The organism is Zarconia navalis LEGE 11467, from assembly GCF_015207075.1.
Taxonomy (GTDB): domain Bacteria; phylum Cyanobacteriota; class Cyanobacteriia; order Cyanobacteriales; family Geitlerinemataceae; genus Zarconia; species Zarconia navalis.
Genome location: NZ_JADEXN010000124.1, coordinates 1 through 10,845, shown reverse-complemented (window position 1 = coordinate 10,845; position 10,845 = coordinate 1). Strand labels below are relative to the sequence as shown.

The following is a 10,845-nucleotide window of genomic DNA, read 5'->3' as shown; positions in this document are numbered from 1 at the left end:
CTCCCCTGCCACTGCCCCCGACAGTCCCGAGGCAGCTTGGGCATCTCCCCCGTCATTGGGTGCTAAATCCCAGGTGGTATGGGCGAAGGTCAGTCCCCGAAAGTACAGAAACTCCACAAAAGTGCCCGTTTCCGGCATTCCCCGCAGCCGTAGCACTTGGCGCAAAACCGGTGCAACGACCTGTACTTGGGTCATGTCCTCCCCCGGCAGCGGCGAGTAATACAAAACTCCCGTTTGCCGATTCAGATACCATTCGCCGGGAGTATCGAGCAATTCTAAGGCATTTTCCACGTAGTATCGCGCCAGTTGCTGAGTTCCCTTCGTTTCCGTCATCCGACGACGAGTGGTGCGGGTAAAGGTGACTAAATTCTGGGTTTCATCAACGCTGGCAACGGGCAAGCGGACGCTCACCCAAGTATGCAGCAATACCACTTCCACATCCGTTAAATTCTCCCAAGCCCGAATTTCTCCCGGACGAAACTCGAAGCGATTCTGCCCGTCGTTACCGCTGGTGTCCGGGGTGACATCTGGCAGTCCGGCGATGGTCAGGAATCCTTGGTTTGGATACCGGGCGCGAGATGCGCGGCGATCGTCCACCCAAAGTTGCCGAAACCGCCATTCACCTTCAGCGACCTGTGGAATTTGCGCCATTTGCAACGATCGCCCTTCCAGTTCCGTTGCCTGCCAGTTGGTTACGAGTTTGCCGCCGCTGACGATCGGGATTTCACCGGTATAAGCACGCCACGTCACCGGAGACTGTGCCGTTCCCGAGTCTTCTGGAGTAAAAGTTAAAGAGGTCTCGAGAAAGTAGGTTCCCCCGCGCACCCAAACGGTAATCGGGTGTGGGAGTCCTTGCTGCCGCTTGAGTTGGCGAATTGCAGCTTGTGCTTTGCCCAAGGTTGCGAACGGGCCATCACTTCGCCAGTCGTTTGGAGTGGCCAGTTGACCGGACCAAGCATCGTTGCCACTGGGGGAAACGTAAAAATGAGTGGGTTTGCGGAGGGTGGGAACGATCGAACTTCCCATACAACGAGGGAGAAAACGGGCAACTAACCCACTTCCTCCCATCCAACTTAAAAACTGGCGACGATTTACCGCTGACATTCACTTCACGAGCGCTTTTTCAGCCCACATACTACCGGCGTGGATGCGATCGTGGGTGAGGGTTCTAGATCGTTATGTTTTTGGATCTGCCGGGTCTCACTCCACTTTTTCGATGACGATCGTCAGTCGGGCCACCAGCGCGCCAATGGCACCGATCGCTGCTAAAATTGGCGCGATCGTTACCGCTAAAGCGCCGCCTACTAATCCGACGGTAAGGGGAATTTCGAGTAGCGTTTTTCTCGACTCATCCTTAATGATAATTCGTCGGATATTACCTTGATGAATCAATTCTTTTACTTTGCTAACCAACGTATCTCCGCTGACTTGAAACTCCTCGACGCGAACTTTGTGGGGGATTTGTTGAACTTCGGGATCGAGAGGAGGAGGATTAGGCGTAGCAATGGGTTCTTGGGGGAAATCTACAGGTTCGCTCATGGGTAATATTTTCTATGTATTGATACTGAGATCGATACTTTATATGATAATTTCAAATCTCAAACCCGACCGTTACGGGTTTCCCACCCGAGGTAAGGAGGTCGATCGCTTATCTTCGCGCACGCGACCGTACCATCGCAGCAAAACCCGACCCAATCGTCCGGAGTTGTGGCGCACGCTGCCGGTAACTTCGTCTTCGGCCATAATATCAGCCCGCACCACCTGCCGTCCTAACTTTTCCACCGCATCTCGATCCAAGTCTACGGGATGGCATTGCTGCTGGGCGTAGCGAATCAACGCTCGAGCCGAGGGACTATCTTTCTGGACGAGAACGGCGTCGAACAAGCGTTTGTTACCGCACGATCGATCGATCGCCCGAATGTGCTCGGAGACGCTGTAGCCGTCGGTTTCCCCCGTCTCAGTCATGATATTGCAAGCATAGATTTTCGGCACTCGAACCCGATCGATGGCTTCGACGATTTCGGGAACTAACAAGTTGGGAATCACGCTCGTATAGAGGCTGCCGGGCCCGATAATAATCAAATCCGCTTCTCGAATCGCTTCGATCGCCTTGGGCAATGCCGGTGGATTTTCCGGGATACAACCGATGCGAGCAATTTTCCCCCGCGCCTTGGCAATGCTCGACTCTCCCTCAATCCGGCGACCGTCTTCGAGTTCCACCCACAGGTTCACATCCGACAGCGTCGCAGGCAGCACTTGTCCGCGAATGGCCAAAACACTCGAACACGCGGCGATCGCCTGTTCTAAGTCCCCCGTCACCTCGCTCATGGCCGTTAGAAATAGGTTCCCAAAACTGTGACCGCTCAACCCATCACCCGCCTCGAAGCGATACTGAAACAATTCGGTGAGGAGTTTTTCCTCGCTGGCCAAAGCGGCGATGCAGTTGCGAATATCCCCCGGCGGCAGCACTCCAATTTCCCGCCGCAACCGTCCCGAAGACCCCCCATCATCGGCAACGGTCACGATCGCCGTAATATTGGAGCTATAGGCTTTCAACCCCCTCAGCAGCGTCGATAGACCCGTTCCCCCCCCGATGGCGACAATTTTCGGACCGCGATTGAGTCGCCGCTGTGTGAGTAAAACATCGACCAACTCTTGATTGCGATCGGGTTGCAATGCCGATTCGATCGATCCCAAGGTGCGGCTTTGCCCGAGAAAGACCAACAGAATTCCCCCGATAATCACCACCGGGCCGCTGATATAGCTGGGAATGATACTCGTAATTTGCCCCAAAAAGTTGGTGGCGAACTTAATCAAGTTGTGAATGGGGGTTTGATTAGTCCAAATGGCAAGACCGAGACTGGTTAAAACCACGCCTCCCGCACTGATCAGCAGCCAGCGCTTGACGAACAATCCAGGGGCAAGCCATTTAAACCACTGATTGACTCGATAGGGGGTGTGGGTACGGGATTTGCGCCTGAGAACCTGTAGATATTGTTTCATATTGCCCAGGATACACCGTCTTTAGGGAGAGGACGCGGTGACGCAGTGACGTACAAAGAGGGGGACGCACAGATGGGGAAACGGAACCGACTGTGCGTCCGATCGGGGATTCGCTATGCTGAGTGAATTGAATAGGCGGTATTGAAGAGCGATCGGACGACGATTAATTGTATGACCCAACCACTGATCCAACTCAAGGGAATTTCTAAAGCGTTTGGGGATAAGGTCATTCTCAATCGCGTGGATTTAACGATTTGCAAAGGAGATGCGCTGGCAGTGATCGGACCCTCGGGAACGGGGAAATCTACAATTTTGAGGATTATTGCCGGTTTGCTCGAACCCGACGAGGGGGAAGTCTATCTCAAAGGAGAACGCCGACAGGGATTAATTGAAGATGGAAAAGATCCCATCGGCATTGGCATGGTCTTTCAACAAGCGGCTTTATTCGACTCTCTGACGGTGGATGAAAATGTCGGATTTCGGCTATATCAGAATTCTAAATTACCCCGAGACAAAATTCGCAAACTGGTGGAAGACAGTCTCGATCGGGTGGGTTTAGGGGGAACCGGTAAACTGTACCCATCGGAACTCTCGGGGGGGATGCGCAAGCGGGTGAGTTTCGCGCGGGCGATTATCGCCAATCCCGACAACCTCGCCAGTAACCCGGAAGTCTTGCTTTACGACGAACCCACTGCGGGTTTAGATCCGATCGCCTCGACGGTGATTGAGGATTTGGTACGCCAGTTGCGGTGCGTGGAAAATAGCGCCGCCCAAACCTATCTTATGGTGACGCACCAAGATAGTACCATCCGCCGTACGGCCGATCGAATCATCTTTCTTCATGACGGAAAAGTTCAGTGGGATGGCAATGTCGAGGAATTCGATTCGACAGACAACCCCCTCGTCCGCCAGTTCCGTACCGGTAGCACCAGCGGTCCAATTCAGGTTGGTGGCAATTGAATAATAGAGATCGTCTGGTGCTGCCCAACCTCTTCAACAAACCCACGGTAAACCTTGCAAATGAATCACGAACCCGACTGCGATCGGCACAAATTTTGGTCTCTCGATCGCACCATAACCTATCTCAATCACGGGGCGTTCGGCGCGTGTCCGATACCGGTTTTGGAGGTGCAGCAACGCTGGCGGCAGCAGCTAGAGTCCGAACCCACCCGATTTTTCGGGCGGGAATACGAAGACCTCATCAACAAAGCGCGGGAAAAACTCGCGGCATTTATCGGTGCCGATGCCGAAGATGTGGTATTCGTTCCCAACGCCACGACGGGGGTGAATACCGTTCTGCGTTCTCTGGTGTTCCAGCCGGGGGACGAACTGCTGACGACGAATCACGAATATAATGCCTGTCGCAACGCCCTCGATTTTGTCGCCCAACGAGACGGGGCAAAGGTGGTTATTGCCGAAATTCCCTTTCCCCTGGAATCAACGGCAGAGGCGATCGAAGCGGTAATAGAGTTGGTTTCTGCGCGCACCAAACTCGTTCTCCTCGACCACATTACCAGTTCCACGGCGCTGGTAATGCCGATCGAAGCTATTATTCGCCAACTGACGCAACGGGGTATCGACACCCTGATCGATGGTGCCCACGCCCTCGGCGCGATTCCCCTCAATCTACGCCAACTGGGGGCAACCTACTACAGCGGCAATTGCCACAAGTGGTTGTGCGCGCCGAAAGGGGCGGGTTTTTTGTACGTACGACGGGATAAGCAAGCGGGGATTCGTCCCCTCACCATCAGCCACGGGGCAAATTCTCCCCGAACCGATATTTCTCGGTTCCATCTGGAGTTTGACTGGACGGGAACCCAAGATCCGACGGCGTATTTATGCGTTGGAGAGGCGATCGAATTTATGGAGTCGCTGTTGCCGGGGGGATGGCCGCAACTGATGGCACAAAACCATCAAATGGCGATCGCCGCGCGGGATATTTTATGCGATCGATTGGGGATTCAACCCCCGATTCCCGAAGATGCGATCGGTACGATGGCTTCGATTCCCATCCCCGACGATGCATTTCTCTTTCCCCCCGCCACCGGACGGATCGATCCGTTGCAAGACCGGCTGTTTGAGGACTTTCAAATCGAAGTACCGATTTTTCCCTGGTATGCGCCCCGACGGGTACTGCGGGTTTCGGCGCAACTTTACAATACTTTGGAGGATTACAAAAAACTCGATCGGGCTTTGGAGAAGTTGCGAGGGTAAGTGGCCCGAGTCTGCGCGATCGCATCAAACCTACGCCAAGTCGTTGGAAAGTCAGAAATTTTTCTGTATGAATTTATAGAGGTTTTCGTGTCTTGTAGACCCCAGACAATTGAAACGGGGTCGGCACGGGGGCACGACCCCTACAGCGCCGACGTCTTTTCTCATTTTTTTGTCAACTCGCGTTCGGGGTCAATATTTTTGAAAACTGCTATAAGTCTCGTACTCAATCCCTCAGTCTATACTCAACCTCTAAAAAAGATATTTCAAAGTAATCTGAGTGGTATTCTGTTGCAGATAATATATTTTTTCTAGTTTTGAAATTAATGAAAATAAAACTTCACTGTCTTGAGCGACTGGAAAATGTCCTTTAGGAGCGTTGATGCTAAAATTCAGATCGCTATATTCGAGCCAAACCCCCCTTTCATCATCTAATAATTTGGATAAGTTGAGAGAAAATAAAGATTCGCCCACGGGATATTCATCGGGTATCCACCACCCTACTAGCATTGAAAAGTGTAGATATTTCTCATCGCTATAGTCAGTATGATTTGATGCGATTCCTTTGAAGATTTTGGTTTGTGTCGATAATCCAAAACGCTTTCTACTATGGTTCTCCCAGAGTCGATCGATGATTACGAGATCTATATCGGCAATGTAGAAAAGAGAGATTTTGTCAAGCCATCCTCTGTGTACTGCATGACATTCTTGTAGGAGAATTCGATGAGTTTCACGGTCGGCGTTTTTGAAATCTCGATCGTTTAAGAATTCGCACAGTCTTTTATATTTGCGATCGACGACAATTTCTGACATAGATAAATCTTTTGACTATCGCTACACGACGATCGCCCTCCACCAAAACCAGTAAGATAACGATCGACCTCAATTATTATCAAAAACTAGGAGACGATCGCCCATGAACGTACTCGATCGACACTGGGAAAATTTATTCGGGAGTTGTTCTCTCGATGGCGAGGCGTGGCACTCGATTACCACCACCTATTCGGCAAACCAGCAGCAAATCGGCAGCCGGAAATTCGTCAGAAGCTTTTATCCCAACTCCGATCGCACCTCGATTACCCACATCAATTGCTACCACGAAGCCAACGGCAGCACGCGAGAACGAACTTGGGAAATTAATAAGTCCGAATGCAACCAACTCGACGGTTTGATTCATCCGGCCGCCGGGTCGATGCGGGCCCTTTCGGTGGGAGACGGGGTGACGGCATGGGTGACCCCGAAATGGGTGGCCGGTCGTTCGGTGAGTCCGGAGTTATTCGTTCCCCACGGCGATCGCCGCCAGAGTCTGGTGATTGTTTATAGTACCGTGGGTTGGATCGATCGCATTTTCCACATCCGCGAACAACTCGGCGAATTTCCGCCGCAACCGTCTCCCCCACAAAATATCGATCGATCGGGTCAATGGAAGGTGACTCGATCGCAAATGACCCCGAATTTACAGATTTCTCGGGAAACCCCCACCGAACCCGTCGAACTTGCGGCACTTCTCGATCGCGATTTGGAGAGGACTTTAACCGATGGCGTTGTGGTCTATACGCCGGAAAAACTGACCCAGGGAAAGGCGTTCGAGATTGCTTCCGGTCAATTTATTTCCGAAAAGACCTACAAGCAAGTGAGGGTGAACTACACTGACGCGGGTGTTTTCAATTTATTGACGACTGAAGCCTTCGAGAAAATCTGATGTTCCCCTCCGGTTCGGTTTTCAAGCTAAAATGAGATGATTAGCGCGAGATCGGATAAGCTTTTTCTAAACTGGAATCTGAGATCGCGATCGGAATGACGCGACGGGAAGATATCGATATGCGATCGGATTTACTCGAGTTGAATATTACTTTAGAACAAGTTCAAGAAATTTCCGGCTTGAGCGATCGCGATCTTCAAAATTACGAAGCGACAAAATCTCATCGGACGATATTTTTAGTGCTGAGTTCGCGTTTGACTGCGGTTTGTTTGCGACGGGGTGAAGTTAAAGAAATTACAGAGATTTTAAGTTGGTTTAATTCTCGGCAAATTCTTAGAAATATTCTCGATAAAGTTTATAGTTATATCAAATTAATTAGGGCAATCGATATTAACGACCAGCTCGAAGCGGCGGGAAATCCGACCTTGAATTTGAGCGATCGCCATCAAGTTATTGAGGCGATATCTTCAGCGCAAGAAGATTTATTGCGGGCTTTAAAAACCGAGCGTATTCTGCGAGATAATAAAGAGTTTATTGCCAACAATCCTCATATGTTTGTCAGTAATTTGACGGCGTTACCGACCTTGCAAGTGAGCGAGCAAGCTAGTGAATACGGAAGATTGCTCGATGAAACCTTACAGATTGCCGTCGGCGTTCGCCAAGAAATAAATAAACTCCAAGGATAGTTCAGTCATAAGTCATAAGTGGGTTAAAAGGGGTTCCATTTTTGTGAGGAGATACGATGATGCAATCCTCTATAGTTCCCCTATAATATGGCTAAATTATTAGCGAGATAGAATTCGATTGTTAACTTGCAAAGTGAGTGATTTTCGATCGCATTCCGAGACAATCGAGTTTCCGTTCTCTTTTCGCATCCGATGTGCTGAATTTGTCAAGTTTGTAGAGGCAAGTCAGCGATTGTTTAGGGGCGTATTTCTTCATCTGTGAAACATCCACACCGGAAACTCAGTCTACTTCAATTGAGTCCAACTCGAAGAGTCGATCGAACTCGTTGGGGGAAGAAGCAAAAACCCCGATCGCACTTCACCGAGAAAACAACTTTTTTCGAGAAAAATCGCGATCGAATAACCTCGAATATCGATCGAGACGTTGCCAAGCTCTAAGATTTCCTTATATTTTATGTAGGTTCCCACCAACTCCGATCGTCGGACGGGCAAACTAGCATGACCGAGTCTCCTAACCCGCAGCCTTCTAACGAATCCAATCGTCGCAGACGCTTCGGGCGAGTCAAAGCAGCCCTCGGGATCCTGCTACTCACCAGTGTCGGCGGTGGAACGATCTGGGGATGGTGGTTCGTCGATCGCCAACTCGTACCGCTGGTGACTCGGGAACTGAGCAAACTCCTGAATCGACCGGTGAAAATTGGCGACATCGAACGAGTCACCCTGGCTAGCATTCGGGCGGGCAAATCGACCATCCCCGCCACCGCAACCGATCCGGACTCTGTAGAAATGGACGGGGTGAAAGTCCGGTTCAATTTGCTCAAATTTCTGTGGAGTCGCCAGTTGGACTTGGATGTCACCCTCGTCGAACCGACGGTCTACCTCGAACGCGATCTAGAAGGCGCGTGGGTGAGTACTCAGATTCAGGAAGCAGAGGAAGAGGGGGAAGGACTAATCCAAATCGCCTTAAAACGGATTGCCCTGGAGAAGGGTACGGTAATCCTAGCCGACCCGGAAATCGATTTGCGTCAGGCCGAGTTGGAAGCAGCCCGTCAGGAGGAGGAAGCAAAAGCCGAAGATGAACCAGAGTCAGAAAATCCAGAGGGTACGGAAGACCCGGAAGCCGAACTCGAACTGCCCGTTATCGATGCCCCTCCCTCGGTGGCAACCTTTAAAAGAGTCAATGGTAGCGTCGAATTTCTCGATGATAACGATCGCATCAAGTTTGAAACGACCGGATATCCGCAAAGTGGACGAACGCGGGTACGTGGAGAATATCTGGTGCCCGAAAGCGCCCTTAAATTAAATGTATCGGGGCAGAATCTTCCCGCTGGCGAGGCGAGTTTGTTCGTCGATTTGCCCATCGCCATCGCCACGGGGAAAGTCAATACCAGCCTGGATATCGAACTGCGAACCGATCGATCGGAAATTCCTCCGAATCTCCAGGGAAATCTTCGCTTTGAAGAAATCGACGCCCAAATCGATAACGTTCCTCAACCCCTGATCCAAGCTGACGGACAACTGCGGTTTTCCGGGTCTTCGATTCTGATTGAAGACACCCAAGCCAATTACGGCTTGCTGCCGGTTTTAGTTCCTCAAGGCATCATCGATCTAACCCAAGGTTACGAAATCCCGATCGAAGTGCAGCCGACGAGTTTGGCGCAATATTTAACCACTCTCGAACTCGAATCCCCGGTAGAGATTAGCGGAGAAGCCCAAGCGGTACTCAAAGTCGTCGGGCCTATCGAAACGCCGGTATTGATTGGGGAAGCCCAAACCACAGATGTGACGACGATCGATCGCATTCCCTTTAGCCAAGTGGGGGCCCAATTTGCCTTCGCCACTGCTGAGGGGGCACTGGAAATCGGGCCGATTCTCGCCACTCCCGAAGCCGGCGGAGAAATTCAGGGAAAAGTTGTCGTTCAATTACCCACCGCCGACAATCCCGATCCCGGTCAAAACCTCCCCACTTCGGAGGCCCCAGAACCCTCACTTCAAGAAGGTAGGAGTCCTTTGCCGCAACTGGAAAACCGCTCTCCCGAATCTATCAAAAACGCCGAAACCGGAGAAAACCTACCCCTGGATTCTCCTGACGATCGAGCATCGGAAACCAACCCCAATCCCACCGCCGATGGCGTACCCTTCGAGATTCGCGAAGACTCCCCCCTAGCCCCATTTGTGGCAGATGAGGAAATTGCCGAAAATATCGAAACCCAGACTTCAGATCCCGAAATCTCCCCGGAAAATCCCCCTCTCGATCGCCCCTCCACCTCCTCCGAAGCTACCGACGAAGCCCAACCCTTCATCCAAGGGGAATTCGTCGCCCTCGACGTACCTGGAGAAGCGATCGCCCAACTCTACGAACTCAGCCTGCCTCCGGACATCGCTATCGGTTCGGTAGATGCGGTCACCCGCATTGCCGGACCCGCCGACAATTTGCAAACTCTCGTGCAATGGGAAGCCCTCGACGGAACCTACCCCGCGAAAGGAGAAATTCAAGTTCTCCCGGCCGGTCTCCTGTTTCAAAATACCTTGGTACAAGTGGCCGATTCGATCGTCCAGGCAAATGGGGCGCTAGTGGGCGATCGCTGGGAAGCCTCATTCTTACTCGACGAAACCCCGATCGATGCCCTCCTGCCCCCAGAACAAACTCAAGGTCTAAATCTGGGTACGGCGACCGGGCCGATTCAGATTGCCGGAACCGTCGATTCCTTCGATTTAGCCAGTATTGAAGGGTTGGGACAACTGGATTTAACGGTAAATGGCGGTAACGTCCAGGCAGTGGGTCGGTTAGCCGGGGGACAGTGGGCCGCCGAACTCGGGCTGGCCGATACGCCCATTACCCCGTTCCTACCCCCGGAAGCCACCCAGGGACTCAATTTGGGCCCGGCAACGGGTCAAATTCAACTCGCCGGGTCTCTCGATGCGGCAGATCTCGCCAGCATCGAAGCGTTGGGTCAATTGAGCCTATCGGTGGCTGGCGGGAATGCCGAAATTGAGGGAACTTTGCAAGACGGTCGATGGGCAGCGGCGATCGCGACGGCTGGAATCCCGATCGCCAATCTCGCCCCGGATCTGACATCGGATCTCGGACTCGTCGCTGGGAACGTAACCTTCTCCGGTTCGGATCTATCCTTCGATCCCAATGCCTTGTCTGGAAGTGGGGCGATCGGCTGGAGTCTGGGTGGGGGTGAAGCACAAGCGGATGTTACTCTAGCTAACGGACGCTGGCAGGCAGATGTAGGC

At 52.0% G+C, this 10,845-nt stretch carries 9 protein-coding genes; 5 read left to right on the top strand and 4 right to left on the bottom strand.

All coding sequences use genetic code 11. The features are described from left to right. The 3 genes from IQ235_RS08725 to IQ235_RS08715 form a co-directional block, all read right to left on the bottom strand. Positions 1–1,104: hypothetical protein (locus tag IQ235_RS08725; RefSeq protein WP_264321089.1), on the bottom strand; the 1,104-nt coding region annotated here is incomplete at its 3' end. A 96-nt stretch (positions 1,105–1,200) separates the two neighbouring features. Next, positions 1,201–1,539 carry a DUF4342 domain-containing protein gene (locus tag IQ235_RS08720; RefSeq protein ID WP_264321088.1) on the bottom strand — a complete coding sequence of 113 codons (339 nt, stop codon included), beginning with the start codon at positions 1,537–1,539 and terminating at the stop codon, positions 1,201–1,203. A 72-nt stretch (positions 1,540–1,611) separates the two neighbouring features. After that, complete coding sequence (locus IQ235_RS08715) at positions 1,612–3,003, bottom strand: gluconeogenesis factor YvcK family protein (RefSeq protein ID WP_264321087.1); 1,392 nt, start codon at positions 3,001–3,003, stop codon at positions 1,612–1,614. 171 nt (positions 3,004–3,174) lie between these two features. Between IQ235_RS08715 and IQ235_RS08710 the strand changes: the two genes are divergently transcribed. After that, entirely contained in the window at positions 3,175–3,963 is a 789-nt protein-coding gene (locus IQ235_RS08710; RefSeq protein WP_264321086.1) for an ABC transporter ATP-binding protein, read from the top strand. 60 nt (positions 3,964–4,023) lie between these two features. Then, positions 4,024–5,217 carry an aminotransferase class V-fold PLP-dependent enzyme gene (locus IQ235_RS08705; protein WP_264321085.1) on the top strand — a complete coding sequence of 398 codons (1,194 nt, stop codon included), beginning with the start codon at positions 4,024–4,026 and terminating at the stop codon, positions 5,215–5,217. A gap of 249 nt (positions 5,218–5,466) precedes the next feature. On the opposite strand, the gene IQ235_RS08700 is transcribed toward IQ235_RS08705, so the two are convergent. Beyond that, positions 5,467–6,027, bottom strand: coding sequence for a GUN4 domain-containing protein (locus IQ235_RS08700; RefSeq protein WP_264321084.1), 561 nt, complete (start codon positions 6,025–6,027; stop codon positions 5,467–5,469). Positions 6,028–6,130: 103 nt separating this feature from the next. Here IQ235_RS08700 and IQ235_RS08695 point away from each other — a divergent pair, with 103 nt between their 5' ends. The 3 genes from IQ235_RS08695 to IQ235_RS08685 form a co-directional block, all read left to right on the top strand. Continuing rightward, entirely contained in the window at positions 6,131–6,916 is a 786-nt protein-coding gene (locus IQ235_RS08695; RefSeq protein ID WP_264321083.1) for a DUF3598 family protein, read from the top strand. A 95-nt stretch (positions 6,917–7,011) separates the two neighbouring features. Next, positions 7,012–7,602, top strand: a complete 591-nt coding sequence (locus tag IQ235_RS08690; protein WP_264321082.1) for a hypothetical protein — start codon at positions 7,012–7,014, stop codon at positions 7,600–7,602. Positions 7,603–8,100: 498 nt separating this feature from the next. Then, positions 8,101–10,845, top strand: a 2,745-nt coding sequence (locus IQ235_RS08685) for an AsmA family protein (protein ID WP_264321081.1), incomplete at its 3' end; no start/stop codon positions are given.

Excerpts from the sequence above, each read along its gene's own strand:
- IQ235_RS08720 (WP_264321088.1), bottom strand. The coding sequence starts at position 1,539 with ATGAGCGAACCTGTAGATTTCCCCCAAGAACCCATTGCTACGCCTAAT.
- IQ235_RS08715 (WP_264321087.1), bottom strand. The coding sequence starts at position 3,003 with ATGAAACAATATCTACAGGTTCTCAGGCGCAAATCCCGTACCCACACC.
- IQ235_RS08710 (WP_264321086.1), top strand. The coding sequence starts at position 3,175 with ATGACCCAACCACTGATCCAACTCAAGGGAATTTCTAAAGCGTTTGGG.
- IQ235_RS08705 (WP_264321085.1), top strand. The coding sequence starts at position 4,024 with ATGAATCACGAACCCGACTGCGATCGGCACAAATTTTGGTCTCTCGAT.
- IQ235_RS08700 (WP_264321084.1), bottom strand. The coding sequence starts at position 6,027 with ATGTCAGAAATTGTCGTCGATCGCAAATATAAAAGACTGTGCGAATTC.
- IQ235_RS08695 (WP_264321083.1), top strand. The coding sequence starts at position 6,131 with ATGAACGTACTCGATCGACACTGGGAAAATTTATTCGGGAGTTGTTCT.
- IQ235_RS08690 (WP_264321082.1), top strand. The coding sequence starts at position 7,012 with ATGACGCGACGGGAAGATATCGATATGCGATCGGATTTACTCGAGTTG.